Source organism: Thioclava indica, assembly GCF_000714545.1.
Classification (GTDB): Bacteria; Pseudomonadota; Alphaproteobacteria; order Rhodobacterales; family Rhodobacteraceae; genus Thioclava; species Thioclava indica.
In genome coordinates, this window is record NZ_AUNB01000009.1 from 59,316 (window position 1) to 86,008 (window position 26,693).

Here is a 26,693-nt window from a genome sequence, read left to right on the forward strand (position 1 = left end):
TTAAGGGGAAAAGTGGCGCGGTTGACGGGACTCGAACCCGCGACCCCCGGCGTGACAGGCCGGTACTCTAACCAACTGAGCTACAACCGCGCATTTACGCTCGGGCGATCCGGATGATGATGGCGCGGTTGACGGGGCTCGAACCCGCGACCCCCGGCGTGACAGGCCGGTACTCTAACCAACTGAGCTACAACCGCTTACACCATCCGCCCGGATCGCCACCCGAGCGTTGGGGGGTATTACGCGCCCCCCCGCGCCTCGTCAAGCGGGCCATTGCGAAAAAGTTGCGACTATTTTTGCAGCGTTGCTGCAGACATTCGCCAGGCACCACTGGCGGGCCGATCGTTTCACGAACGAAGACGCAGGCTGCGCGCCCAGATCGCGTCTTTGAGCAAACGGATGTCACGCGATTCTAGTCGCAACAGTAGCCGCTGTCGCCGCGCGCCAGTAACGCAAGTATATCCGTTAGTGATCTTTCAGCTTATATCGTCGTAAGCATTTAGTCGCGCATTTCGCACATTTCGGATCATTTAGGCTCATGGCGATGCGCCGGTCATCACAGCGAGCACCATGAACAAACTACGCTTATCCAATGCGGGCTAAGGATCTCTTTTCTGTGCTTGCCTACCGCACTCCGGTGCGCGAAACTGGGGCCCTCACTAAAGGACATCCCTTAACGCTCATGGGATCCAGCACTAAGCGGAAATGTCGCAGAGGAAGTTGCGGGAAAATTTTGTTCCACCCCTGCAATCTTAAGATTGAAATGGGCGAGAGAACGGAAAATGGCAATTCAGACGATTAAGGTCACCGCAGAAATCGCAGAAATTCTAGCGGAGAACCTTGTAGAGTATAATCAGGCGCAAAAGAAGTCCCCCATCAAAGCCGGCACCGAAATTACGGTAGACGATGGAGCACCATTTGAGGCATTCACGCGCCATCCTAACAAACGGATAATATCGGCAGGGGCTTTCACACATATCGTTGATGCAGAAAATAATTTTTTTATGTTCAAAACCGGTCGATACTGCTCCATTGCCAGAGGAACGAGAATCGTCAACGGTCATCATCCAATACATTCGGTGACGACAAATCCTTTTCACTACGGCGAGTATTACAAAGAGAATTTGCCACCGGAACTGCGCTATACTGGCCCGGTCGAGACATTCACAAGAAGTTATGGACGCGGGAAGATCGGCAACGATGTTTGGTTGGGAGCTTACTGTATAATACGCAGCGGTGTTTCAATTGGTGACGGTGCTGTCGTAGCCAGTGGGAGCGTCATCATGAAGGATGTTCCTCCATATACGATCGTTGGAGGGAACCCAGCAAAGAAAATTCGTCCACGCTTCCCACAAGAGATTACAGATCGCCTTATAGACCTAAAATGGTGGCAATACTGCCCTTCTGGGTTTCGGGATTTGGACATGTTCGATGTTTGTGGATTTCTAGATAGCATGGACCAACGAAAGGCTGCAAACGAACTAAAGGCGTTCACTCCAACGACGATGAAATTCATGAACGGCAGTCTGGTTGTGGTATAAATATCTCTCAATTTTGGACCGAGACGCGTTGAGCGATAGGTGCTTGGCTCAACTTAAAACCGCTTGTAGCTTGTCGCAACCTATAGGTTCATTTCACGCGCCCATATCAATGTTACTGAGAAACTCCTTTAAGCGCTCCTTGGAGAAATCCTCTAATAAGTCATCCATTAGGTCTGAATTTTAGTTCAGGGACTCATAAGGACAGTGGGTGCGCGCACCGCATCCTTCTTCCTAGCGCAAGCACGAGACGGAGGTAGCCTCTCCCACTTCCAGTGCCGATGTGCGAGATCTTGCCCGTCCTAATGGGACCTATTTTGCAACCATCAAACGGCCAAAGCCCTTTGTTTGCGAGGGCTTTTAATGATTTCAAAGGGGTATCTGGTGGGCGGTGAGGGGCTCGAACCCCCGACATCTTCGGTGTAAACGAAGCGCTCTACCAACTGAGCTAACCGCCCCCTGCCCGCTCTTTAATCGGGTCGCGCCCTGCAAGCAAGAGCGGTTTTAGCTTTCCTGCGCAAAGCCCTGAAACGACCAAGGCGCGCCCGGATCAGGGGCGCGCCTTAGGGGGTAATGGTGGGCGATGAGGGATTTGAACCCCCGACATCATCGATGTGAACGATGCGCTCTACCACTGAGCTAATCGCCCCCGTGGCGCGCCTTTTAGCCTCAGTCCTCATCCTCTGCAAGAGGGGACTGAGTTGTTTTTTCATCCCCGCTTGCATCAGCCAGCATGGCCGAAGGGCGGCGCAGCTTAACCACCAGAATTTCATCACCATTCTTTTCAAACTGGCGGTTGATCTTGAGCTTGCCCAGCGGCGGAACGCTTAGTTCTTCCCCGTCCGAGAGAGCCTCGCCCAGAACCTTCAGAACCGCTTCCGACATCTGACGCGCTTGCCCCTTGTTCACACCTGCCGAGATCATCACCCGATCCACAAAGGTCTTTCTGTTCACAACAACCTTGGTTTGCGGCATCTCAACGGGATCGGAGGCCACGGACAGCGTCGCCGCAGAGGCGGGCGCAGATTTGGCGACGCGCGGCTTGCTGGGGGCTTTGGTTGTGGATTTCGTGGAGGCTTTGGGTTTAGCGGCTTTGGCCATGATAGGTCCTTTTTCCCTGATTTCGGGAGGGGTTAGCGGGGTGTTGCGCGTAAAGCAAAGCGCCCGCCGCGAAGGATGCGGCGGGCGGGTATTTCAATGTGCCGTGGTTGCGGCCCCTGCCCCGTCCGACCCACTTTTGGCGGCGGCAGCAGCGGCAGCTTCCTCGGCCTCTTCATCCCATTCCACGGGCTCGGGCATGCGCACCAAAGCGCGTTTGAGCACCTCGGTCACATGGGTCACTGGCACAATTTCCAGCCCCTCTTTGACGTTATCAGGGATCTCGGCCAGGTCTTTTTCGTTTTCTTCGGGAATGAACACCGTCTTGATCCCGCCACGCAATGCTGCCAGCAGCTTTTCTTTCAACCCGCCGATGGGCATCGCATTGCCGCGCAGGCTAACTTCACCCGTCATCGCGATATCAGAGCGCACCGGAATGCCCGTCAGAACCGAAACAATCGAGGTCACCATCGCCAGACCCGCCGAGGGGCCGTCTTTGGGCGTCGCACCGTCGGGGACGTGCACGTGGATGTCCCATTTTTCGAACTTCGGCGGCTTGATGCCCATTTGCGGGGCGACCGAGCGCACATAGCTCGACGCTGCCTCAATCGATTCCTTCATCACATCGCCAAGCTTGCCTGTGGTCTTCATCCGCCCCTTACCGGGCAGACGCAGCGCCTCAATCTGCAACAAATCGCCGCCGACCGAGGTCCAGGCAAGCCCGGTCACGACGCCAACTTGATCTTCTTTTTCGGCCAGACCGTAACGATGGCGCTTCACGCCCAGATATTGCGCGACCTTGGCCTCATCGATCTCGATCGATTTGATCGCACCTTTCGACTTGATTAATTCGGTCACGGCCTTGCGCGAAAGTTTGGCGATCTCGCGTTCAAGGCTGCGCACTCCCGCCTCGCGGGTGTAATAGCGGATTACATCGGACAGCGCGCCGTCAGTGATGGAAACCTCACCCTTTTTCAGCCCATGCGCCTTGATCTGTTTCGGGATCAGGTGCTGACGCGCGATCTCGGCTTTCTCGTCCTCGGTATAGCCTGCCAGCGGGATGATCTCCATCCGGTCCAGCAGCGGGCCGGGCATGTTGTAGCTGTTCGCGGTGGTCAGGAACATCACGTTGCTCAGGTCATATTCGACCTCAAGATAGTGATCGACAAACGTCGAGTTTTGTTCCGGATCAAGCACTTCAAGCATCGCCGAGGCCGGATCGCCACGGAAATCCTGTCCCATCTTGTCGATCTCATCAAGCAGGATCAGCGGGTTCGTGGTCTTGGCCTTTTTCAGCGCCTGAATGATCTTACCCGGCATTGAGCCGATATAGGTCCGACGGTGGCCGCGGATCTCGGATTCATCGCGCACGCCACCAAGGCTGATGCGGATGAACTCACGCCCCGTCGCGCGCGCAACAGACCGCCCAAGCGAGGTTTTGCCCACACCCGGAGGTCCGACGAGGCACATGATCGGCCCCTTCAGCTTGGCCGAACGCGCCTGCACGGCGAGATATTCGACGATGCGTTCCTTGACCTTCTCCAGACCGTAGTGATCGGCATCGAGCACTTTTTCCGCCGCGATCAGATCTTTCTTCACGCGGCTTTTGGTGCCCCACGGGATCGCGAGCATCCAGTCCAGATAGTTGCGCACCACCGTGGCCTCAGCCGACATCGGCGACATGGATTTAAGCTTTTTCAGCTCGGCCTCGGCCTTGTCTTTGGCCTCTTTAGAGAACTTCGTTTTAGCGATGCGCTCTTCCAGCTCGGCGATCTCGTTCTGGCCTTCCTCGCCATCGCCCAACTCTTTCTGAATGGCCTTCATTTGCTCATTCAAATAGTATTCGCGCTGGGTTTTCTCCATCTGCGTTTTGACACGCGATTTGATCTTTTTCTCAACCTGAAGGACGGAAACCTCGCCCTGCATCAGGCCGTAAACTTTTTCCAGCCGCTCCGCGACATCCAGCGTTTCCAGCAAATCCTGCTTTTGCGCGACCTCAAGACCCAGATGACCCGAGACGAGATCCGCCAGCTTGTCGGCATCGCCCGCATCGCCAACGGCGACCAGCGCCTCTTCGGGGATGTTCTTCTTGATCTTGGCGTAGCGCGCGAACTCATCCCCCACGGTATTGAGCAAAGCGCGCACCGAGGGCTGATCGCCAGGCAGTTCGAACAGCGGCTCGGCCTCGGCCTCAAAATACGACTCGTTGACGATGAAATCGGTTATCTTCACGCGGCTCTTGCCCTCGACCAGAACCTTGACGGTACCGTCGGGAAGTTTGAGCAATTGCAACACGTTGGCCAGCACGCCGATGCGGTAAATCCCATCGGTATCGGGGTCATCCTCGGATGGATCGATCTGGCTGGCCAGAAGGATCTGGCGATCCTCTGCCATCACCTCTTCAAGTGCGCGCACCGATTTCTCGCGCCCCACGAAAAGCGGCACGATCATATGCGGAAACACCACGATGTCCCTAAGCGGCAATACCGGATGGGTGACGGGGCTTATTTCGGTCATAAGTATTCCTCTGTGGCAAAAGGGCTTGGCCCCGTTCATCGGCGGCCATGTCCCTTCCCTGTTCACCCCAATATCTAGGAGGTCCGCCGGGTCGGTTCAACACGTCCTTGTCACTCAAACGCCACAATGCGCGTCCCGTCGCTTTTGGGCAAGAGGCAGCACGCAGCTTTGATGGTCACCTACCACATCCGGGTTACCCAACCCTTAGCGTGGCAAGATCATCTCCGCACGCAATCCGCCGAGTTTTTCGCTATCCCCCAGCTTGAGCGATCCGCCGTGACTGCGCAAAATATCAACTGCAATCGACAGCCCCAAACCTACCCCCGGTCCGCGATCCTGATTGCGTGCGGGGTCCAGCCGGGTGAAGGGGCGTTGCGCCTCTTCGCGCCGCTCGGGCGGAATGCCCGGTCCGTCATCTTCGATCCCGATGCGCCAGCCTTTTTGCGAAATCGACACCGAGACCTCACAGCGATTGCCATAGCGCACAGCATTGCCAATCAGGTTTTCCAACGCGCGCCGCAGCGCATCAGGGCGGAACGTCGCCTCCCCCTGCCCGTCGCATGCGCGCAGCGTCACATCCTGACCCGCGCGCGCGCAATCCGCGACAACGCCGTGCACGAAGGGGCAGATTTCCATCAACTCCGGCTCCCCCTGCGTCGCGCCCTCGCGGGCGAAATCAAGAAACGCATCGACAAGACGGTTCATCTCATCAACATCGCGCTCCATCGCCTCGACCTCGGGGCCGGGCTCCAGCATCGACAGTCCCAGCCGCAACCGGGTCAGCGGCGTGCGCAGATCATGGCTCACCCCCGACAGCATCAAGGTGCGCTGCTCGATCTGGCGTTCGATCCGGTTGCGCATGTCCAAAAAGGCCGATCCCGCCGAGCGCACCTCGCTTGCCCCGCCGACGCGATAGGGCATATTGCGCCCCTTGCCAAAGGCCTCGGCCGCAGCCGCCAAGCGCCGGATCGGGCGCAATTGATTGCGCAGGAACAGATAGGCCACCAGCGTCATCAAAATCGAGACGAACAGCATCAGCACCAACAATTGATGTGGGTTGGACGCCGACACACGATCACGCGGAAAGCTCAGCGCAAGCGCCCCATGTGACGTTTCCAACACCACTGTCACCTGATCATCGGCATTATTGAGATCGATGTAACGCACGTTTTCCAGCGTCGCGCGCAGCGTCGAGATCACCACGATTCCGGTGAGATCCAGAAAACTACGCTGATCGCCACGCGCATTGGCCAGCGCAGGCAGGGCCGGATAGCTTACCGTGAACCCCAGCACCGAATCGAGATCTGCCAGCCGCGCCCGCGCCGCCGCCAAATCAGGCGCCGTGCGCGCCGCGCGATCAAGCAGGTCGATCTCATGCACCATGGATTGCGTCATCTGCCGCGTGACGCGTTCGAAATGGCGCTGGATAAACACCACCGACACCACCAACTGGATCGTAACGACCGGCAAAACGAGGATCAGCGCGGCCCGCCCATAAAGCCCACGCGGCATCAACTGTTTTAGCCAGAGAAAATTCATGGCAGAACCCTAGCCGGGCCAGACAGCGAGGGAAAGATGGAACAGTTGCAACAGGGTGTGCGCCGGATCGTGGCGCCTAACCCCTCGCCGATGACCTTTCAGGGCACCTGCAGCTATGTGATTGGCACGGGCGATGTGGCGGTGATCGACCCCGGCCCCGATGATCCCGCTCATCTGCGCGCGATTGTGGAGGGGCTCGGGCGCGAACGCATCAGCCATATTCTTGTCACCCATGCGCATCTGGATCACTCGCCGGGTGCGCGCGCATTGTCAGAGGCAACCGGCGCCCCGGTTTACGCCTTTGGTCCCCCGGATGCCGGACGCTCGGCGATCATGACCGAACTGGCCGCGCGCGGCATTGCGGGCAGTGGCGAGGGCGTTGATCACGGCTTTGTACCCGATCACCTGCTGGGGGATGGCGAGGTGCTGACCCATGGCGATTGGGCACTCACCGCGCTGCATACGCCAGGCCATTTCTGCAATCATCTTAGCTTTGCGTTTGAAGATACGGTGCTCAGCGGCGACGTGATAATGGGCTGGTCGTCCACGCTCATTTCGCCCCCCGACGGTGATCTGCATGACTATTACCAGTCCCTCGCCCGCATCGAGTCCCTCGCCCCGCGCATCCTGTATCCCGGCCACGGCGCGCCAGTGCATGATCCGCGCGCCCTGATCGCCGAGCAACGCGCCCACCGAGAAACCCGCAGCGCCCAGATCCTCGCTGCGCTGCACGCTGCCCCCGCAACACCCGAAGCGCTGAGGGCGCACATCTACCGCGATCTCCCCCCCACTTTACACGGCGCCGCCCAACGCAACGTCTTCGCCCATCTCATTGAACTTACGCAACAAAACAAAATTCAGCCAACGTTCCCCCTCGCCCCGACCTCTGAATTTTCACTTCGCTGAAATTTAGCCCGCTTTTTGTAAGAAACCCTCTGGACAACCCGTTTGCAGATTCATATACACCCCACGTGTTCCGGCGTAGCTCAGCGGTAGAGCAGTTGACTGTTAATCAATTGGTCGTAGGTTCGATCCCTACCGCCGGAGCCATTTTCAACGCAAGTTGTTGAAATACCTACCAAAGTCACGGCGTGGCTTCGTAGGTGTGGCATCAGGGTGTTACATCCCCCTGCAGCCAGATGGCATGACCGTTTCGTATCCGTCCCAATCGGATCTGAAACGAATGTTGAACCAACCCCACCTCTCAAAACGCGGCAACGTGTATCAATGGCGGCGTCGTTTGCGCCGACAATCCACAGGAATCGTCGATATCAAGCTCTCGCTGGGGACGACAGACCTGCGTTGCGCACATATCTTATCCCGCAGGATCAGTGCGGAAAGCGATATCGTCATGGAACAACTCACCAACCAACAGATCACGCCGGATATGGCGCGGCGCTGGCTTGCCAGTGTCATCACCAAAGAGCGGGCGAAGATCGAGAAGCTCAAACTGCTGCACCGTTTTGATTCCCGCGATCCCGCCGATGAACAGCGCCACGATCAGGCAACTGCAGACGCTTGGGCGCAGGTGAATGCGGAGGGCCTGCACGGCGCGGCGTCGGATCATCCCTTGGTATCCTTGAATTTGGGCATCATCCGCGATGACCTCACCAGCGAAGCCCGCCAGAACATCATTCAACGCGATTTCAAGGCGTTAACGGGTCATCCACGGCTTTCGGCCTTTGACCGTGCAAAGCTGATCTCCTTGCTGATCGCAGGAAAATCCGCAGCCTGGAACCGGCACGAAGATGCGTTGGCTGATATCGACACGGCGGCAGATGACCTTTGGGACGGTGCCTCTCAATTGCTTGCACCAGAGCTAGGGCCGCCAGCCGTTCCCCCGCTGCCGTGTCCTGAGGTGGACGCGGGCACCCTCGATCCCGACATCCAGGCGGTTGTGTCGCGCATGAACGAGATGAAGCGCAGCGAAGGCGTCGAGGAAAAGACCCTACGGCAGTATGAGAGCTTTGTGGGCCTGTTTACCACGCTGACAGGCATCGGCGACGTGCGCCAGATCCGCCAAACGGATGCCACGGGGTTTCGCGCAGCGCTTTACAAGCTGCCGAAAAGCTGGGGGAAAAGCCCTGCTGACCGCAATGCATCCCGTGAAGAAATCATGGCCCGCGCCGCTAAACTACCGCCCGAGAAGGTTGGTTTGTCCATCGGCACGATCAACCGCCACCTTGAGCATATGGGCCAGATCGTTGAGTGGGCCTCGGATGAGGGCATTGCAGTCAATCCCAAGCTGAAACCCGGCAAACTGCGCCGCAAGGACACTGTGCGTGACTGCGATAAGAAACAAGCGTTCACCGAGGCAGAGCTGCGCCGCCTGTTCAAATCTCCGGTTTGGTCCGGATCAAAGTCTGAGTATCACCAATCCGATCCGGGCACGGACATTTACCGCAACGGCACCTACTGGACACCTTTGCTGGGTGCTCTCACAGGCGCACGCCGCGAAGAGGTCGCAGGCTTGGCCCCTGCCGATATTGTCGAGCGCGATGGCATCCCTTGCCTCAGCATTGAGGATTCCGAGTTGCGGCGGATCAAAAACATCTCGTCAAAACGGATCGTGCCGATCCACAGCCGTTTGATCGAGCTGGGGTTTCTTGATTTCGTGGAAGCCGCCCGCGCCAAAGGACAAGCCGACCTGTTCCCTGACCTGCGTGAACCTGCAACAGGCAAACACGGCCGCAAACTGGGCCGCCGGATGCGCCAAATCGTCGACAAGACCTTTGGCGCAGAGGGTGCAGGCCTGTCGTTTCACAGCCTGCGTCACTACGTTCAAGGCACGTTGGAGCATGTGCCTGAAGTCACGGACAAGGTGCTGCGCGACATCGTCGGCCATGAGGGCAAAGACACCCATGAGCGCACATACAGCAAGCCCGCGCCGCCCGCTGTTTTGCAAGCGGCCATTGAACGCCTGCCGACTGTGATCTGATCATCTCGCCGGCCCGTCAGACGTCGGGTCGGTGAGCGTATTTGCGTCCAGGATGCGGGTCAACTCCGCCCGCTGATCTGCCTCCATGTTCTCACGCTGTTCGAGAACATAGGCGGCATCTGCTGCGATCTCTTCGCGTTCCTCCGCCAAAATACAGTCAATTGTGCGGCTGATCGATTGAGCCAGCGGGTCTAACTTCGGCATTACGGGTCGCATGCGCTCCACAATCCGCCTACGCTCTTCTTTGGGTTTTGGCGCATTCGGTCCCCAACCGAACTTTCCATCGCTTGCTTCGGGTGCTGATATCCAGCGCAAAACGGCACCGCCAAGCAAATCGATACCTTCAACCAGCCTCTTTATCAAAGACACCGCCTTTGAAAGCTTCGCCTCTGCGGTCACAACGTTGGCCTCGACTTCCGCCAGCTCAACCTTTACCGCCGCCACCTCATCCTTTACATGATCTCTTTTCGCAGAAAGGCCTTCGACCTCTGCCTGCACAGAATATCGCTGCTTCTGTGCCTTTTCTGTCTCCGCCTTCACCGCCTGTAATTTTCCGGCCTCAACACCCGTCTCTGCCTTCACCTTCTGGAGCTTTTCCTTCGCCACCTGCGCTGCCTCAACACTTTTTGCTGACTCTTCTTCTATGGTGACGAGCGCAGTCTCGGCATCAGCCGTCTCCTTGCAGGCAGCAATCGCTGCCCGTTCCTCTTTTTTGCGGTGGCGCTCTGCCGCCGCTATTTCGCGTGTCGCTGCCGCATTCCTACGACGTGCCTCCTTTACCGCGCGCTTGCGCGATTTCCGGATCGTGGCCTTGCCCGTGGTCCGTCCATCTTCGATCATCTCTTTGGCTTCAACATGCGCTGCATCAACAATCTCATTGGCCACCTCATAGCCCGCTGCCTGCTGATCCGCCCGCCATTCCGAAGGCGGGATATGTCGGCGCTTTTTCGGGATATCCTCGCCAGCCTCTTTTGCAACCCGCCGCGCCTCAGCCCTACGCTCCCCGCGTGCGATACCAAGCGCCGCAAATGCCTTTCCAGCCAAATCCTGCGCATGCTCATAGTTTTTCAAAAGCGGGTTCACCGAGGCCTGCAACACCTTCTGCCGCCCGCGATTGGCAGTGACTTTCTCTGTCCAAACCGCTGTAACGAAATGGATGTGAAAAGCCTCCTCGTCATGGTGCGCATTAGCATAGCGCAACTGATCATCGGGGAAGTGTTTCAGCAGAAAGTCCATCGCCGTTTTCTTGAATGCCGCGACCTTTTCCGCGTCCCATTCGGCTTGGCCAGTCCCTCCAAACCATTCCTTGTTGACCGTAAGGATGCCCTCTCGCAAGGGACCGCCAGAACACCGCCGCCAAGGGTCGCTTTCCCCTTGGGCGATAAGAGCTGTGCGTTCAGCTTTACGGCCCTTCTTGCGCAAAGCCTCCATACGCTCACGGAAGTTGTCGCGTTTTGCCCCGGCGACCTCTGCTTTGATAGCTTCCTGCCATCTCGGCTCGCAATGCAGAACCTCATTCAGACCCGACGCATCCAGATCAACATGGGACAGGTCGCCACCGTTGCGATGATCATGCATATCAAAGCGGCCAAGGTTATCCGGATGCAGCCCTTGGAACCGCAGAACAATCGGCGGCTTTGGAGCGTTGACGGGTTGGGGATTGTCAAATTTGGAATGCACGGACATAGTCGACCTCGGGATACCTGCTTTCCCCAAGGATACCCGACGCCCCCGAAAATCCCGGCACAGGTCGCCGAGGTTTTCTGTGGATTGCGCATCACGAACCCGTGAAAATCGCCTCTTCGCTAATCACTAGACATGTTGCGATCCGGGCAAGCCCTCCCCACAACATGACGTTCGCTCAGGGGATACCCCCGAGACCCCTTCTCGTCAGATCCGTCCGGGCCAAGCCCTTCCTGATCCTCCTGCGACCAGCAGCCTGCTGGACCCGTGGCGTTATGCGAAATTGTTTTTCTTACAACGCGATGACGACGGGTTCATGCTATTCGCATTGAGCCGTCGCTTATCACGTCACGAACGGCCCTCAGCCGCCATCGATCGATTGCACCAGATGTTGCAACAGCATCCCGCTTTGCGGACATCGGCTTCCGTCATCAGTGCTTCTACCGTCAGCGGAAGATCCAAGAGGTATTTAGATGGAACGCGAACCCAAACTTGTCATTTCCAGCGCGTTGTTAAGGATGGCGTACCTTTCAAGGTGGATGCGGCCCTGCATCCTAACCAAATGTTCACAGAACGAACGGCAGGCCAGCTTCCGCTCGATGGGCACATTCAAAATAAGCCACCGATCACTTTATGGGCGACCCCAAGGGTAAGTGTCAAAACTTATGCCAGCCCATCCAGATCGAAATTCCATTCAGCCCACGAAAGTGGCCGACATTAATATTTATTTGACAGTCAATTGAAGATCTGGCGCATGTTTGATTCGAAAAGTTTTCAGATCGAGCCAGCAAAGGCTAAAGGAGATACACCCAAGGATGCTTATGAGAGGGCAACGTGGCTTCAGCTAAAGCTCAAGACATCCTTGTGCATATCTTTTTCAAGATCTTTAGGAAGCCTGCATGCCTCAACAAAATAGGATATTGCGGATGTTGTAAACTGCGCCAGCCGATCGTTACGCTTTAAGCGAGCCTTGAGAGGCTTATCAAAATCCGAGTTGTGCGCAACAAGTTGACGAATTGATAGCTCCCTACACATGTGCGAACACTCGAATATATCGTTCGGCGAGGAGATTATTAGGCCCGCGAAATTCACGAAGCGGCTCCACCCAGGAAACTCCTGAAGATCCACAGATGTTTCTCCAGACATCCCTGCACGCTGCGAGCTCTCAAGAATAGCTTGTCTGATAACGTATGACTCATGCCCTCCCCAGACGTATAGCCGCAGCGCGTCTTCGAAGTTTTCGCGCCGCATGCTTGGACTGTAGATTCTTCTGAAATCCCGTCCCATGCGAGACCAAAGTACAAACATGTAAGAGAGAGCGTCGAACGCAATCGCTCTATGGGCGGGCTTTCCAGGATCGAAATACCCCTTATTCTTTCTTACCTCGCTCAAAATTTTGCGGAAAGATTGTTCAGGGCTGTGTGAAAGGGGTACTACATCTCGACAAAGGCTAAACAGCGTTTTTGACCAAGCGTTTTTATCAAACGCATCGTAAACCTGATCCCAGCGATCAAGTGAGGATTGGTAGCAGGTGTCCGTGTTGAAATCTTGCGCAACGGTTTGGCCGAGATCTACGAAGGATTTTTCATCGTGAAGATCAACATCCACTTTTAATGCAGATATTCTATGGTTGAAAACTGCTGGCTTTCCGGTGATAACGAACGCCGCATCGACTCCAGTGTACTTCATTAATCCAGACGCCCAAAATGCCCGAGCGATTGCGCTAAGCCTGCTGCTACTTTTGCAGTCAAATATTATTCTTCTTAAACTTCCATCTGAGACATTTTCAATTCCCAATACGTCAATATCTGTGAGAACTTCAGGTTTGTTCGTGAGGTCTGACGCTGTATTCACCACAACCTCTAAACACGGAAAATACCCCTGCGCGAGGCAATACCTAAGCGCCAGCTGCTTTTGGTGCCTGTCCTTGTCATACTTTCCCATCAGTCGAACTTCAGCATCAGTTGAGTATACTCTTCAATAGCTTGGGGGTCTGTTATATCTTTTTGACGCCGCTTCAAATCTGCCGAAGCTACTATAGATTGAATGTAGGTCTCATCTTTCGAAAGGGCAATTCTTGCATCTTGATTGATTTCCATATTTGACACCTCCCCGCTTCGAAGGACGTCTATTGCAAGGTTTAGAGCTGCTTCATTTTCCGGCGTTCGGTTTAGTCGAAGCTGCCACATACCACTGGATACTTCATGCAAGAAAGCCACTCGCATAGCTACCAGATTTTGATATTGTGATGATGCTTCCGAATTAGACCTAAGAAACCCCTTGTCTCGCAGCGATCTGAGTATAGCGAGCGGATATTTAATTTTATAAGCATCCGCGAGAAGCTGTCCTTTTCGGACTGCCGAAACCAATGCCATGGCTCGCTCGTAGATTTCTCTATTGGCTGCGTTTAGCCGAGCAGCGCCTGGCTTTGGGGTGAATACAAATGATTCTCGCCTGCCCCCAAAGGAGATCGTCGGCGGCTTAATCATACCCTCGCTCGTGAGTTTGGTCAGAAGTTGTGACTCGGTCTGAGAAAGAGGAGAACCCCCAATTCCTCCAGTGCCAAGAGCTAAGGAAAGAGGCCAGCCTTGGTTCGCTTTCACTTTGTCGAGGACCGAAGTTAAAGCCGGTGCTCCAACAGCAGCAACCGTATCCACTAATCCATCAAGGTTATCGGCGTAATAGAATGGACTAATCAGAATACTTTTTCCGCGCGCTGTTTGTTCCGATAGCATGCCGGCGGCTGAGCCAAAGTCAAGGCATCTACTGAAGACTTGAGCGTCAATTCCACTTTTCGCCTGAAAAGAATGCTTGTTCTGCGGTGCGTCGCGCAAAGACTTCAGAATTGAAAGGGTGGCTTGTTCATGCTCATTCAGAGAAAGCTCGCTTTTCGAAAAGTCTCCCAGGCCAGAATATACATCGTCAAATAGAGGTATGTTTGGAATAACTTTCTCAATTGTGCGTCCCGAGGTGACCAATCGGATGAATTCCACCTCCTCAAGAATTTCCAAGGTTGGTCTTAGGGAGTATGACGGTATGCTCATGAAGTGATCGGAAACTTTCCGCAATACCTCATAGTCGATGACCCCCAATCCTTTTATATGGACAGCGAGAGTTGCTGCCATTCCAAGAATGGGGAGTTGATCGTACTCAGTGATATTTATTGCCCCGAGGCCTGAATGTAGGTCATAGGCAAACTCGGCCACTTCTTTCGTCATGCTGCAACCCTCGACTGCTAATGCAGATAGCTAACCGGCGCATGGGTTGAGTGTCAAACGGCTTCATGGCTTAAAAATCGGTTCGGTCCGCTTGACCGTATAGTGCGGCCTACGGCGCACCAAATACCAATGAAAGAGTTCAATTTTCTGGCCGCGGAGCCGATCGTACCAGATCCTCGGTCTTAAACCTCCTGAATTGAATTTTTTGCGTTGTAAAATGGGTTCGTTCGTGTTCGCGGTGAACGCCCGCAAGCCAACCTCAATGCCGAGCACCTCTATCCTTGCGAGGCAAGCTTGACGGTATGTCCGCTTCCGTAGTGGATCTCAGGTGGGTTCGCGCTTGCAGCCAACTTCCGCTTCCTGCCCACCTTGCCCGCCTCAGTTGCGTGAGAAACGGATATACGCTATAAAGTGCTACATCATACTGCGGCATCATCCACGGCTACGTTGCGGTCATATCTATATTTTTCAATGACTTACAAAGGCATTGAAGATGGCTCCGATCCCTACCGCCGGAGCCAAATTATCCCGCAAGCCTTTGAAAAGGTAGAGAAACGGTGTTTTTGGCGCTCACAGTGTAGCACAGCACTGTAGCACAAGACTCTACCTCATATCTTGGTCGTCTCCGAACACGGAGCCTGACTTCATGGCGACTTCTCAATATTTCCTCCGGCGCGGAGGCATCTGGACCTGGCGCCGTCGCTGGCCGGGGTTTTCCACAAAAATCGGCCACTTACAGCTCTCTTTACGGACCACAGACTGCTCTATTGCGCGTATGATTGCCAGTAGGCTGACCTATGAGAGCAACAGAATATTCGATGCCATCAAACTTGGGGAACTGCCCCCCGACCAAGCGAAGACCTGGTTGGAAAGCGTGGTTCGCACCAAATTGGTGCGGATCGAGCGGCAGCGCCGGATCGCCCAACTTGATCCGGTTGGCGCAAGCGAAGAGGATCGTTGTCTCGACTGGGGCACCGCACATGCTTGGCACCTGATGGCGCGTCGGGGCTTGAGTCGCACGGTCTCTGGCCGTGAGGCGGAGAGCTTCAAGGCTGAGGGTGCAAGTTCGGGCGAGCTTGCCGGGCTTGCAACAATGCTTGATCTGCTCAGCCGGGATCTCGGCTCCGACAGCGGCGTTCGCAAAATGATCGCACAGGCCCGCGATGCCATCCCCGGCGCTATTGCGACCGGCCACGCTCCATCGGCCGAGACCATCCTGCAGCTGCGACAGCTCTTGCTTGCGGGTAAGGCCGCCGCCTGGCAGGCCGCCGAGACCATGCTCGATCCGCATCGGGACTGGGCCGTCCGGTTTGCGAAACACCTTGCCGAGGGGCCGCGCCTGCCCGCGCCATTTGGCGCCCCTTCCCCGCATGATCAAGGAAATCGGCCCCCGGCCGACTCCCCGCCCCTGCCCGCGCCGTGACCCGCATCGAGAGGATCACCGAGATTGACCAGCGCCACCTGAAATACTACAAATCCATCCTGCAGCGTTTGCCGAAATCCTATGGTAAGAGCGCGAAAGATGCCGAGCGGACGATCAATAGTGCTTGCCCGCGCGGCGCAGCTTCCGCTTGGGAAGATCGGCCTGTCGCCGATCACGATCAATGGACATCTCGACCGGTTTTCCCTGATGCTGCGCTATGCGCGCTCGGAACAGCTTGCGATCGCGCCCGATATCCAGCTGGACCTGCTCCGCGTGCCCGAGACCAAGCGCGCGCGACAAACGTGACGCCTTTGCACCCTCCGAGCTGACGCGGGTGTTCGCGCATCCGATCTGGACCGGCTGCAACAATTCGAAACGGCGCCACCAAGCCGGTAAGCTGATCCTGAAAGACGGACTCTATTGGATCCCGCTCATGGCGGCCTATTCCGGTGCCAGACGCGAAGAAGTCGCGGCACTCATACCAGAGGATTTCGAAATCATCGACGGCGTCGCCTGCTACCAACTGCGCGACAACGCCTTTCGCTCGGTCAAGACCTTCTCGTCGGAGCGAACCGTGCCGATTCACGATCACTTGGTCGAACTCGGCCTGCTCGATCACGTTGCTCGGATGCGCAAGCGCAAGGAACGCGCGATCTTTCCCGAACTGGTTCCGGCAAATGACAGCAACTCCTTCGGCGACCGCATTTTCTACAACTGGTCGAAGGCGCTTAAGATCCAGCTGGACGGCAACCCTGCCAAGTTGTGCTTTCACTCGTTCAGGCACTTCGTCATCACTAAGCTCAAGAGCGAGAAGGACATCTCGGCAAAGGAGCGCCGCGATCTCGTGGGGCATGTCGGCTTGGATGCCCATGACGAGGTCTATGATAAGGCGACCCCAATGCCGGACATGAAGAAGGTCGTGGATCGGCTGCCACGGCTGTTTTGAGCACAAAAGGGGTGCCCTTGCGGCCGAAGGGGCGTGGATGACATGAGCAGAGACGATCCTGGCCGGGCGGCGCGTCATGACCAGCTTACTTCGGGACGAATGATTGAGGGGTTGCAGTATCATGAAATAGCAGCGGCTGATCGGTTTGGGCCTATCGTGTCGATCGATATTAAGGGCGTAGAGCAGTCATTCGCTGCATGTGCGCGATCATTGATTCCCATAGTGAAAAGCCGACATTCACCTCCCTGCCTGGCCGTAGCTTTTGCCGCGCCATGCACCAAGGGCAGCAATGCGCAGATAGTGACCTTTGCAGAGTCTGGAACCTTCGTGTTTATCGCTTCGAACGGCCCTAAGCATGCGTAATTTGCAAGAACCGGACGTCTCCAGAACCGAGAGGTCGGAGAACGGGGGGCACATGTAAATCCCATATATGCGCATTGAACGTGCGTTTGTCGCCGAGCAGCTGGTAGGTCCGATTCACTTCATTCTAGAAGCGGCTCATTGCAACCATAGCGCCCTCCTTAGTGCCATTTGCCCTGAATTATCTGACGTAGACGTCCGGGTTCACGAGGTTCAGCATCACCTTTGTCTGGGTCTCGGGCAGAGTGATCAGGTCAAGGTCTTTGACCTGCACTTTGGCCGGCCCTTCGTAGACACATCATTGATCACCTTGCGCGCAATCAACCGTCACCTCTTGTTGGTCGTGTAGAACATCGGTGGCGATCCCGCAGCCCACGATCGCCGGAAACCCCAGTTCGCGGCTGACAATCGCGGCGTGGCTCGTGCGGCCTGCGTGATCCATCACGACGCCCGTTTCATAATCGGGATCCAGACGGGGGCCGTATTGGCCGTGACAAGCCAAACCGCAAAGAGTTGCACCACAGCTTGATCTTCTTTCACAACCCATTATCCTCATCCCTATGCCGCACACCATATCGGATCATCAATGAAATACATCTCAATCTTAATAATGGGGATCGCCTTGGCCGCTTGTGACGATGACAGCGCCACTCCGCCAATTATCGGAATGGCCAACCCGGCTTCGGAATACTGTGGCAGCGTTGGCGGGCGTCTCGAAATTCGTGAGGAGCCTGACGGACAGACCGGCTATTGTCACCTTCCTGATGGGCGTGTCGTTGAGGAATGGGAACTCTTCAGCGCGAAAGAGGTATAACGCCGCTGCAATTGCCTATCCAAATGTTGAGGCATCCATCTGGCCGCCCCTGGAACAAAGGGCGGCCCGCTGCTAACCTGCTTGTGCAACAAGGCCAACATGTATGGTTGCTGCCTACGCTTGCCAGTATGCGGATGATCACCACTTCAGATAAACCACAGTCATAAGGCCGACAATTTCATCTGCCTCATCAAAGAAGGCCTTGGTTTCACCATTGATTGGTTAGCTTAGATTAGAGGTGGCCCTGCTTTTTTGACCATCTTGCAGCTCATTTAAGGTGGATCAGAGTTTCACATCATCCCTAGACAACGCTTTGGTCCATTCAAAGCCAGCGACCTGACTGCCCTGATCACTATTCATTATCTCAGGTTTGCCATATCTGGCGATGGCGTCTTGAAGGACTTCAACGCAAAACTCCGCTTCCATGCTGTTCGAGAGCCGCCCAGCCAGAACCTTTCGGCTGAACCAATCTTCGACAGCTCTGCAACGTCATTTCGTCGCGGATCGCCTCTAGTGCAACCTTGGCCTTGAAGTCAGGTGAATAGTTCTTTCTTTTGCTGATTATGGATCGTCTCGTTCGTTATGCGATCCACCTTAAACAATGGTCCGAATTTACGCGACCACCTCTGCGGCCTAGAACCAGATCAAGTCACCCCAAAACCGATCCACCAGATGCCGGACCTGAGCACCTAGCGCGGCCTCAATGCAGCTGGACAGAGACGCGATCTGAACGGCCCTTGGCGTCGATCACCGACAAGGTGACAAATCCCGCGCCCGGCAATTTCAGGATGTCTTGACGCTCGCGCGTGGCAATCGCGATAGGGGTTCCGTCAGCAAGCCAAGTGAACGGCGGCGTGCCATTGCGCACTTTCACCAGCAGATCCCCGTCGGTTAGCTCAACCTCTGCCCCGTCCGGCGGAAACGCGACTGACGGAGTGTCCGGCGCGGGTTCGAACGCCGCGTTGCGGGTGCGAAAGCGCTGCAGGGGTTTCGGCAGTTCACCATTCGAGACCATTAACGTTGCAGCGGGCGGCGGGCCGAGGCGATCAAGTTTCCCCTTCAGGCGCGCAAATGCCTGAAACAGAACGGGCGCTGCCAGTTCGCCCCCGAACGCTCCCGGCACCGGCGTGCCGTCAGCATGTCCCATCCAGACGCCGATCACATGCACGCCGTCAAAGCCGATGGCCCAGGCGTCACGATGCCCATAGCTGGTGCCCGTTTTATAGGCGAGCCGGTTGGACGGGGAACCGGGGGGCGGGGGCATCCCGGCCAGAATATCGCCGACCTCCCATGCCGCAACGGCTGACATGACCCGTTGGCCCTCGGGTTTTGGCGCGCCCGCCTCGACGGTCAGGGGACGTGACACGCCGCCCCGCGCGAGGGTCGCATAAAGCTGCACCAAATCCTGTAGCGTCACGCCCACGCCGCCAAGCGCAACCGCCAGCCCCGGCTGCTGGCCCGGCACGACAGCATGAACGCCAGAGCGTTCCATCCCGTTCATCAGGTTCGAGGGACCAATCGCATCGGTCAACAGCACTGCCGGAATATTAAGCGATAGCTGCAACGCTTCGCGCAGGCGGATCGTCCCGCGAAACTGGTTGTCGAAATTCTGTGGCGCATAGCCGTTGAAATCGACCGGCTTGTCGTCAATCAGCGTTTCGGGATGCGCGAGCCCTTCGTCGAATGCCAATCCGTAAATCAGCGGCTTTAACGTCGAGCCGGGCGAGCGCAGGGCCTGTGTCATATCAACGAACCCGCGCCGCGGGCCGTCCTTGTAGACCGACGACCCGACCGTGGCCAGAATGTCGCCCGAGCGGTGCTGAGCTACCACAATCGCGACTTGCAGACGATCGCCCTGCCCCGCCACGGCATCGGCGGCCAGCGATTCAAGGCGCGCCTGGAGATCGGCGTCGAGTGTGGTGGTGATGGTTCCCACACCCGGACGCGACGCGTGCAGCCGGTCGGTCAGATGCGGTGCAAGCATCGCAACGGGACGACGCGCCGAGGGAACAGCCTCGGTGTTGGCGGCCAGCACCGCGCCGGCCGACATCGCGCCCTGCGCTTGCAGCCGGTTCAGCACACGCGTACGCGCGCGTTTTGCAGCGGTAAGTTCGCGATCAGGACGCCGTGTTTCCGGCGATTGCGGCAGCGCGACCAACAGCGCCGCCTCGGCCAAAGTCAGCCGTCGCGGCTCTTTGCCGAAATAGGCAAGTGTCGCGGCGCGCACACCCTCAAGGTTGCCGCCAAACGGCGCAATGTGTAGATACAACCCAAGGATCTGCGCCTTGCTCAGATGCCGCTCCAACGCCAGCGCAAGCCGGATCTGGCGGATCTTTCCCGCAACCCGCCCCGTGCCGCTATCTTCAAGCAGTCGCGCAACCTGCATCGTCAGCGTTGATCCGCCCGAGACGATGCGCCCTGCCCTCACGTCCTGAACCGCCGCGCGCGCGAAGGCCCGCAGATCGACGCCATCATGGCTGTAAAAACGCTGATCTTCATAGGCGATTAACAGCTTGAGATAGCGCGGATCAACCGTCGCCGGATCAACGGCCAACCGCCAGATCCCGCCATCAACCGTGAATGCACGCAGCAGACGCCCGTCGCGCGCCAACACCTCGACCGAGGTAGCAGGCGATAACGGCGGCAGCACAGTTGCATCGACCCAAGCGTCGAACCGGTCCCGCCCCAACGCGCCAAGGAAAAGAAACGCCGCCAATGCAAAGGCAAAGCGCGCGGTCTTCATGGCGTGATCGTCACGGTCCCGGTATCGCCATGGGCGCGAATATCGGGGCGATACATATCCTCGACGCTTGCGGCGGGATGATGGAACGTTCCGGGCGAAATTGCGCGCACGTTATAGGCCAGCTTGAACGGCTTGTTGTTGTAGCGGTCAATCGCCGTCAGAAGACGATCTTGCCGGAACTCGGAATGGGCAACCTCCATGGCAGAGACACTATCGAGCCAGTCAAAGCCACCGATATCACCCGCGGCCATGAGGTTGGGGTTATCAATCTCGAACCCGGCGGGCAGCGGGTCACTTACCATCAGCCGCGCCTCGCCTTTCCCAAAGGGCGTCACCTCCAGGACCGTCACCAGCCGCGTTCCGGTCTTCACTGTGTCGATGTTGGCCGGTTCGCCCTCCATCGTGAAATAGCTTCGCTTGATTGCATAGCCCGTGCCACCTGCCGGTTCCGGCACGATCGGGACACCGTAGGTTGTCACCGTCAGCGCGGCCGATTTGTCAGACCCGTTGTGAATATCAAGCGCGGCATTGCCTGCCGTCTGATCCTGCACCATCCGCACCATCGGCCCGGTCACCGCTGCGCCGTTGATGGTGAAGCCTTGCGCGCCCACGCGGTCGATCAGCGCATGCGTGGCCAGCAGCATCCACATTGCCTCTTGCGTTGAAACCGCATCAGCGCCGCTTTGCTGCGCGATCCGATCCGTCAACTGGGTTTGGTTGATCGCCTTGCTGCCCGCCTCGGTTCCTAGCGCCAACACCGCTGCAGCATCACGGCGGTTCGTGCCATAATCGGCGCGCAGGATCTGTGCGCCATCCTTTGTGGGAAGCGCCGCCATCTGCCGCGCCGCTTGACGAAACATCGCATCAGCCCGCGTTTGATCGCCATAAGCCGCTAGCGCCGCCCCGAGTTGAGCCGAGGCGATAGGCGTATCAAACGCGCCTGCCTTTACATCCGCGTAATAGCGCAGATCCCCGATCGCCGCCGCGCCTTCGCGTGCAAGCACCATCAGCGCATAGGCATAAGGCCCGCCGCCCGTGTCGAAGTCCTGCGCGGTGTTGATCTGGTTGCGCAGATTATCAAGGGCTGCGCGAAATGCCTGATCGGGCACGGCAAAGCCCTGCGCACGCGCCCGGCTCAGGAAATCCGTGACATAGGCATCCAGCCAGAGATCGCCCGACGACGGTCCCCACAGCCCGAACGCGCCAGACGCGGATTGGTTGGTAAGAACTTCCGTGATCGACTCTGCCACCCGGTTGTGCAGATCGCCGCGGGTGCCAAGGTCCATCGCGCTGGCCACATCTTGCAAATACAGTAGCGGCATCGCTTTCGACGTGAGCTGCTCGGTGCAGCCATAGGGATAGCGATCAAGCGCCTCAAGCAGACCGGGGGCATCAAAGCGCGCAATCGGCCCCACCGCGATACTCGCCGTGCCGGTCCCTTTTTGCAGCCCGTCAAAGACGTTGGCGTCAAAGATAAAGCTTTGGCCTGCCGCCAGATCAAAGCGTGTCGTGCGCGAAATCGCCGGATCGTTCCTCTGCACCGGCAGCGAAAGCTGTTTGCTTAAGCGCTTGCCATCGGGCGTGCTGAGCACGACATCAATCGTTTGCAGCCCGGCGTCGAGCGCCGTGATCGGGATCGAGAGCGTCTTCTTGCCGCCCTCCGCCAGATCAAAGCCCTCAGGCACTGCGCCCAGCGTCAAGCCTGCCGAGGTCACCGCCAGCCCCATGTGTCCGGCGGGGCCCTTGGCGTGGATGATCTCCAGCAGCAGACGGCTTTGATCGCCGGGTGCCATAAAGCGCGGGACGCTGGCATTTACGACCACCGGATCGCGCACCAACACATCCGTGCTCGCCTGCCCGACGCCGGTTTTGGACCAGACCACCGCCATCACCCGAACCGTTCCGTTAAACGAGGGCAGCGAGAACTGCGCATGCGCCAGACCGTCTTCGCCCACCGTCACCACGCCGGAAAAGAACGCCACCAGCTTTTCGGTCGGCGGCGGTGATTTCATCGCGATATTGGCCGCCGCATCGCCGCCAGAGCGCACAGCCCCCATATTCCCATTCAGCCCGTCGATCAGTCGGCCATAGACGTCACGAATTGCGACGCCCAATTTCCGTTGGCCAAAGTAGTGCCCGTCCGGGTCGGGTGGGGTGAACGCCGTGAGGTTCAAAATACCAACATCCACTGCGGCGATGGTCGCATAAACTGTCTCTCCGGCTTTCGCGCCATCCACCTTGACCGCGACATCCATCGGCCCGCGCGGCGCGGCCTCGGGGGCGGTGACGATGCTTGCCGACAGTTTCTTGTCGCCCGGATCAACGCTGGCATAGGTCAGGCCTAGCGCACGCGCCGGAACCCTGCCTGCCGCTTCGTCCATCGGGCGCAGAACTGAAACCGTCACATAGGCCCCCGCTCCCCAATCCGTGCCAACCTTGATCGGTATCAAATTCTCGCCCGCCTTCACCTCGACCGCCTGGCGCGAGATCACCTTGTTCGAGAGCACCGAAATCAGCGCCGTGCCCGCAGCGCGCGGCGCGATCCGCAACATCGCCGTGTCGCCCGGCGCATAAGCCTTTTTGTCCAACGACATCACCAGCGTATCGGGTGTTAGCGACGCATCTGCAGGCGCATACCAACCCGCGTAGAAATCTGTGGAGGCCGCCGCATAGGGACCATCGCTGCGCTCTGCCACGATCTCGTATTGCCCCCAAGTGACAGGGGCCGACACCGCAACCGGATCTGTGGCATCAAGGCTGACGTCGCCCTCGGCGACGCGGGTGCGCGTGGTCATTGGCGTCCAGTTCCAGTCGCCCGAGGTCTGGAACCACTGATAGCGCGTTTCAACCCGGTTTATCACCCAATGCACGTTCATCGCGACCATCTTGTTGTCCGGCCCCACCGCGATCAGGTCAAACTTCGCCTCCGAGTTTTCGCCCACAACGTCGCTAAACAGCGGCTTGATCCCGATGATCGGCGCGCTTGGCGTCAGCGCGCGCGTCAGATCCCGCTCAACCGGGCGGCCCGAGCCTTCGGCGACACGCACCGTTGCCGTCATTTGCAGCGGGCGCGACGGGTCGCTCACCTCTGGCAAGGCGGCCCGCAGCGTTACGTTGCCGCTTGCATCCGTCTTTTGTCCATCGGGCAAGGGCTGCACAACGGGAGAAAACGGTGCGTCATATTTCCCGAAACGATAGCCGGGAAAACCGTCAAGACGATCCACCGCGCTGAGTTTTACGCTTCCTTCCACCGAAAGATCCGCCCCGACCGCCCCGAACAGATATTTGGCCGCAATGGTCAGATTGGGGGCATTGCCCAAGTGGATCGGGGTCTCTGGCAGGGCCAAGGTGAAATCAATCCGCTCGGGCAGGAAATCTTCAACAAGGAAGGTTTGCGAGGCAAGCGGGGCCGCCTTTACATCAGCATAAACGTCAAGACGCCACGGCCCACGCGGCGCGGATCCCGCGATTGGCAGGGCAAACACATGCCCGCCGCTGCCAGCGTCATCTGCGACCACGCGCGTGTATTCCACGCCGTCGGGGCGGGTCAGCTTGGCGGTCAGTGGCAAGCCTGCGATTGCTGTGGTCTCGGCATCGCGCGTCAGCGCCGTGGCATGCACTGTTTCGCCCGCGCGATAGGCCCCGCGGTCGGTGGTCAGGAATACGTCGATCGGCGGGCTTGCCTCGTTTCCGGTCACACCGCGATCTGACAGGTCAAACTCGGGATCGCTTAGCGAGATGAACCCCAGATCGGTGCTGCCATCCTGCGCCATCACCAGCGCAGGCGCTGCGCCCTCGGTGCCCCGCGTCAGACCTGCGGCAAAATCCGCGTTGCCATTCGCATCCGTCACCGCCGTTCCCAGTATCCGGTTGGCCGAGGCAAGCAGCGTCACCTTTAGACCTGCCTTTGCCACCGTCGTGCCCAAGCTGCGCACGCTTACATGCAGGCCGTCAACGCCGCTATAGGTTGACAGCCCGAGGTCAGAGATCACGAACCACTGCGAGGCGGCGGGCGTTTCATAAGGGTCCGCCCCCGGAACGGCGGCTTTCAGAACATAAATACCGGTCGGCAGCCCGCTCAGCACGGTGTCCAGCGGCAGGCGCGTGGTCATGTCCTTGTTGACCTCCATCCCGACATCGGCTTTGCCCGTCCAGACCGTCTCGGCGACATCGGTGGAGAAGTTATATTCCTGATAGCGCGACAGCGGCTGCCCGAAATAGTCGCTTTGTATGGCGCGCAGAATATTGCGGTCGCTGACCTGCATAAGTGTCAGATCAAGCGCCTTTGCGTTCACCGTCGTCACCGGAATTGCGGCGACACTGGCGCGCGGCAAAACATAGGCGCGCCCCGGGAAGCTGACCGAGGGGCTGCGGTCACGCACATACAGCGTCAGCGTCGCCGGTTTCACGAGTGCTTCACCAGAGGCCGCAGGCAGGCCCGCGCGAAAGGTGATCGCATAGCGGCTGCCGTGTTGCAGGCCACCCACGCAGATCTGATTATCCTGCGCGGAAACCGAAAGACCGGGCTGGGGCAATTGCACGAAGGTCGCATAATCGACCCCAGCCTTTGCGAGAGGGTCGGAAAACGTGGCGCATATGCGTGGATTGGCGCTTTCGCTTTCGACCCTCTGATCCGCGATGTGAAACCCGAATTTCGCAATCGCCTTGTCCAGCGCCGCTGCGGTGTCGTCGCGCGACTGGATTTGCTGCGCCAGCCGTAGCGCGGGAATCGAGGTTTTCCCGCGGCCCGATTGCTGTAAAACATCGGCCATCATCACTAGGGCAGATACGCGAGCCGGCGCGGTTTCGGCGCGAAGATACCCGTTGATCGACGCCGCCAACGCCTGCGCCAAATGATTTTGCACAGAGCTATGGCGGCTATTATGCCCCGCCAGACGCAAGCGCGCGTAGTCCACCCATTGATCGGCAGCATCCGTCTGATTGACGGCAGCACCGATGAAATTACTGGCACTTTCGTAGTTTTTTGACGTCTCGGCATTGCGCGCCGCTGCCACCAGATCCGCCACACTCCAGTTGCCCGCGATATGCGCCAGTGACATGCTTGAGGGTTGCTCAAACGCTGCAGAAAGGTCGCCGGATGTCAGAAACGAAAGATCGGATTTCCGCGTCGCGGCCAAGCCAAGCGCGCTCGCTGTCTGGTTCACCACGACTGCCGAATACGCCCCCCTATAGCTTACGATTGAGCCAACCGTAGACTTTGGAAAACACGACCCAGCCCGCGCGTTGAAGGTGAACGCCTTGCACGCGCCATTGCTTAGGCAGGCGCGCTGGCAGGCCTCGATTGTGGTGTCAAAGATCGACTGGATATCGCCACCCGGCATATCCATGTCTTGGGTCAGCACCGCGCGTCGGGCCGGAATTGCTGTGTCCTGCGAAAACGCGGGGCTCGCTATCAAAACCGCCGCGACAAGTGCCGCAAATCCAAACCTACGCATGACAATCCCCTAATGATCAATTGCAACATTTCTCGCATGGCTGTGATCGTTTTGGCAATGCTTCTGGCTCTGCCACATGATGCTCTGACAAGGCAGTGGAAAGTTTGGGGGGACAATTGGCTTCAAGGTTCACCGCTTCCGGGCCGTCTTCTGTCCAAACGATCCAACTTTTCCGATCACAAAAAACGTTACTTTTTCGGCGCTTACGACTTTGTTGATGGCGTGAACGCTCCGTTCCGACGCTAAAATACTTGCCATCCCGCACCCTATCGTTCTCGTTTCGTGAATGTGTGTGATTTTGCTCGAATTGAACGTGTCTGACGTCAGCCCCAATGGGACAGATTTGAGGATTCGAACAACGGGGATAGCCACGTGGAGAAGGCTTTTGCGTCTGCCAGCTTGGTCAGATCAGGAACTATC

Annotated in this window: 16 protein-coding genes, 5 tRNA genes and 1 pseudogene; 8 read left to right on the forward strand and 14 right to left on the reverse strand. The window is 57.7% G+C overall.

Annotated features, from left to right (window positions below; genetic code table 11):
* Window positions 1-13: 13 nt before the first annotated feature.
* Window positions 14-90 (reverse strand) — tRNA-Asp (locus DT23_RS03105).
* Window positions 91-120: 30 nt separating this feature from the next.
* A tRNA-Asp gene (locus tag DT23_RS03110) sits at window positions 121-197 on the reverse strand.
* Window positions 198-782: 585 nt separating this feature from the next.
* Here DT23_RS03110 and DT23_RS20130 point away from each other — a divergent pair.
* The gene (locus tag DT23_RS20130; RefSeq protein ID WP_051697011.1) at window positions 783-1,541 is read left to right on the forward strand and encodes a CatB-related O-acetyltransferase; all 759 of its coding nucleotides are present in this window, start codon (window positions 783-785) and stop codon (window positions 1,539-1,541) included.
* Between the two features lie 379 nt (window positions 1,542-1,920).
* On the opposite strand, the gene DT23_RS03120 is transcribed toward DT23_RS20130, so the two are convergent.
* The 5 genes from DT23_RS03120 to DT23_RS03140 all read right to left on the reverse strand — a co-directional run bounded on the left by DT23_RS03120 (window position 1,921) and on the right by DT23_RS03140 (window position 6,692).
* Window positions 1,921-1,996: transfer RNA gene (locus DT23_RS03120), tRNA-Val, on the reverse strand.
* 116 nt (window positions 1,997-2,112) lie between these two features.
* A tRNA-Val gene (locus DT23_RS03125) sits at window positions 2,113-2,187 on the reverse strand.
* 20 nt (window positions 2,188-2,207) lie between these two features.
* On the reverse strand, window positions 2,208-2,639 hold the full coding sequence (locus DT23_RS18840) for an HU family DNA-binding protein (RefSeq protein WP_051697012.1): 432 nt from the start codon (window positions 2,637-2,639) through the stop codon (window positions 2,208-2,210).
* Between the two features lie 93 nt (window positions 2,640-2,732).
* Window positions 2,733-5,153 (reverse strand): endopeptidase La, encoded by a 2,421-nt coding sequence (gene lon / locus DT23_RS03135; RefSeq protein ID WP_038128157.1) that lies wholly within the window; start codon window positions 5,151-5,153, stop codon window positions 2,733-2,735.
* 204 nt (window positions 5,154-5,357) lie between these two features.
* Window positions 5,358-6,692 (reverse strand): ATP-binding protein, encoded by a 1,335-nt coding sequence (locus DT23_RS03140; protein WP_038128158.1) that lies wholly within the window; start codon window positions 6,690-6,692, stop codon window positions 5,358-5,360.
* Between the two features lie 36 nt (window positions 6,693-6,728).
* Between DT23_RS03140 and DT23_RS03145 the strand changes: the two genes are divergently transcribed.
* The 3 genes from DT23_RS03145 to DT23_RS03155 all read left to right on the forward strand — a co-directional run bounded on the left by DT23_RS03145 (window position 6,729) and on the right by DT23_RS03155 (window position 9,630).
* Window positions 6,729-7,598, forward strand: coding sequence for an MBL fold metallo-hydrolase (locus tag DT23_RS03145; protein WP_038128161.1), 870 nt, complete (start codon window positions 6,729-6,731; stop codon window positions 7,596-7,598).
* Between the two features lie 69 nt (window positions 7,599-7,667).
* Window positions 7,668-7,742 (forward strand) — tRNA-Asn (locus DT23_RS03150).
* A 301-nt stretch (window positions 7,743-8,043) separates the two neighbouring features.
* On the forward strand, window positions 8,044-9,630 hold the full coding sequence (locus DT23_RS03155; protein ID WP_038128163.1) for a site-specific integrase: 1,587 nt from the start codon (window positions 8,044-8,046) through the stop codon (window positions 9,628-9,630).
* On the opposite strand, the gene DT23_RS18370 is transcribed toward DT23_RS03155, so the two are convergent.
* From DT23_RS18370 to DT23_RS03170, 3 genes are all read right to left on the reverse strand, one after another.
* Window positions 9,631-11,316 (reverse strand): plasmid recombination protein, encoded by a 1,686-nt coding sequence (locus DT23_RS18370; protein ID WP_051697013.1) that lies wholly within the window; start codon window positions 11,314-11,316, stop codon window positions 9,631-9,633.
* Between the two features lie 837 nt (window positions 11,317-12,153).
* The gene (locus DT23_RS03165) at window positions 12,154-13,257 is read right to left on the reverse strand and encodes a hypothetical protein (protein ID WP_038128165.1); all 1,104 of its coding nucleotides are present in this window, start codon (window positions 13,255-13,257) and stop codon (window positions 12,154-12,156) included.
* Window positions 13,257-14,531, reverse strand: coding sequence for a hypothetical protein (locus DT23_RS03170; RefSeq protein ID WP_038128168.1), 1,275 nt, complete (start codon window positions 14,529-14,531; stop codon window positions 13,257-13,259). The genes DT23_RS03165 and DT23_RS03170 overlap by 1 nt, the downstream gene beginning before the upstream one ends.
* A gap of 646 nt (window positions 14,532-15,177) precedes the next feature.
* On the opposite strand from DT23_RS03170, the gene DT23_RS03175 reads away from it, so the two are divergent.
* From DT23_RS03175 to DT23_RS03185, 3 genes are all read left to right on the forward strand, one after another.
* The gene (locus tag DT23_RS03175; RefSeq protein WP_156023835.1) at window positions 15,178-15,954 is read left to right on the forward strand and encodes a hypothetical protein; all 777 of its coding nucleotides are present in this window, start codon (window positions 15,178-15,180) and stop codon (window positions 15,952-15,954) included.
* Window positions 15,955-16,053: 99 nt separating this feature from the next.
* A complete protein-coding gene (locus DT23_RS03180; RefSeq protein ID WP_156023836.1) occupies window positions 16,054-16,260 on the forward strand; it encodes a hypothetical protein in 207 nt (68 codons plus the stop codon).
* 28 nt (window positions 16,261-16,288) lie between these two features.
* The gene (locus tag DT23_RS03185) at window positions 16,289-16,900 is read left to right on the forward strand and encodes a site-specific integrase (protein ID WP_038128177.1); all 612 of its coding nucleotides are present in this window, start codon (window positions 16,289-16,291) and stop codon (window positions 16,898-16,900) included.
* A gap of 658 nt (window positions 16,901-17,558) precedes the next feature.
* Here the strand turns inward: DT23_RS03185 and DT23_RS19925 are convergent.
* Window positions 17,559-17,807, reverse strand: a complete 249-nt coding sequence (locus tag DT23_RS19925) for a PEP-utilizing enzyme (RefSeq protein WP_240473532.1) — start codon at window positions 17,805-17,807, stop codon at window positions 17,559-17,561.
* Between the two features lie 39 nt (window positions 17,808-17,846).
* Between DT23_RS19925 and DT23_RS03195 the strand changes: the two genes are divergently transcribed.
* Complete coding sequence (locus tag DT23_RS03195; RefSeq protein WP_038128181.1) at window positions 17,847-18,074, forward strand: putative hemolysin; 228 nt, start codon at window positions 17,847-17,849, stop codon at window positions 18,072-18,074.
* A gap of 282 nt (window positions 18,075-18,356) precedes the next feature.
* Here the strand turns inward: DT23_RS03195 and DT23_RS19315 are convergent.
* The 3 genes and pseudogenes from DT23_RS19315 to DT23_RS03205 form a co-directional block, all read right to left on the reverse strand.
* Window positions 18,357-18,533 (reverse strand): annotated as a pseudogene (locus DT23_RS19315) (DDE-type integrase/transposase/recombinase); the annotation flags it as partial.
* 241 nt (window positions 18,534-18,774) lie between these two features.
* Window positions 18,775-20,817, reverse strand: a complete 2,043-nt coding sequence (pbpC, locus tag DT23_RS03200) for a penicillin-binding protein 1C (protein WP_038128182.1) — start codon at window positions 20,815-20,817, stop codon at window positions 18,775-18,777.
* A complete protein-coding gene (locus DT23_RS03205; RefSeq protein ID WP_038128184.1) occupies window positions 20,814-26,273 on the reverse strand; it encodes an alpha-2-macroglobulin family protein in 5,460 nt (1,819 codons plus the stop codon). Before DT23_RS03205 ends, pbpC begins: the two co-directional genes overlap by 4 nt.
* Window positions 26,274-26,693: the final 420 nt, after the last annotated feature.

Coding starts and splice junctions, on each gene's coding strand:
- DT23_RS03195 (WP_038128181.1), top strand. CDS start 17,847: ATGAAATACATCTCAATCTTAATAATGGGGATCGCCTTGGCCGCTTGT.
- pbpC (WP_038128182.1), bottom strand. CDS start 20,817: ATGAAGACCGCGCGCTTTGCCTTTGCATTGGCGGCGTTTCTTTTCCTT.
- DT23_RS03140 (WP_038128158.1), bottom strand. CDS start 6,692: ATGAATTTTCTCTGGCTAAAACAGTTGATGCCGCGTGGGCTTTATGGG.
- DT23_RS18370 (WP_051697013.1), bottom strand. CDS start 11,316: ATGTCCGTGCATTCCAAATTTGACAATCCCCAACCCGTCAACGCTCCA.
- DT23_RS03165 (WP_038128165.1), bottom strand. CDS start 13,257: ATGGGAAAGTATGACAAGGACAGGCACCAAAAGCAGCTGGCGCTTAGG.
- DT23_RS03145 (WP_038128161.1), top strand. CDS start 6,729: ATGGAACAGTTGCAACAGGGTGTGCGCCGGATCGTGGCGCCTAACCCC.
- DT23_RS03170 (WP_038128168.1), bottom strand. CDS start 14,531: ATGACGAAAGAAGTGGCCGAGTTTGCCTATGACCTACATTCAGGCCTC.
- DT23_RS19925 (WP_240473532.1), bottom strand. CDS start 17,807: ATGGGTTGTGAAAGAAGATCAAGCTGTGGTGCAACTCTTTGCGGTTTG.
- DT23_RS03180 (WP_156023836.1), top strand. CDS start 16,054: ATGCCGAGCGGACGATCAATAGTGCTTGCCCGCGCGGCGCAGCTTCCG.
- DT23_RS03175 (WP_156023835.1), top strand. CDS start 15,178: ATGGCGACTTCTCAATATTTCCTCCGGCGCGGAGGCATCTGGACCTGG.
- DT23_RS03155 (WP_038128163.1), top strand. CDS start 8,044: ATGGAACAACTCACCAACCAACAGATCACGCCGGATATGGCGCGGCGC.
- DT23_RS03205 (WP_038128184.1), bottom strand. CDS start 26,273: ATGCGTAGGTTTGGATTTGCGGCACTTGTCGCGGCGGTTTTGATAGCG.
- DT23_RS18840 (WP_051697012.1), bottom strand. CDS start 2,639: ATGGCCAAAGCCGCTAAACCCAAAGCCTCCACGAAATCCACAACCAAA.
- lon (WP_038128157.1), bottom strand. CDS start 5,153: ATGACCGAAATAAGCCCCGTCACCCATCCGGTATTGCCGCTTAGGGAC.
- DT23_RS20130 (WP_051697011.1), top strand. CDS start 783: ATGGCAATTCAGACGATTAAGGTCACCGCAGAAATCGCAGAAATTCTA.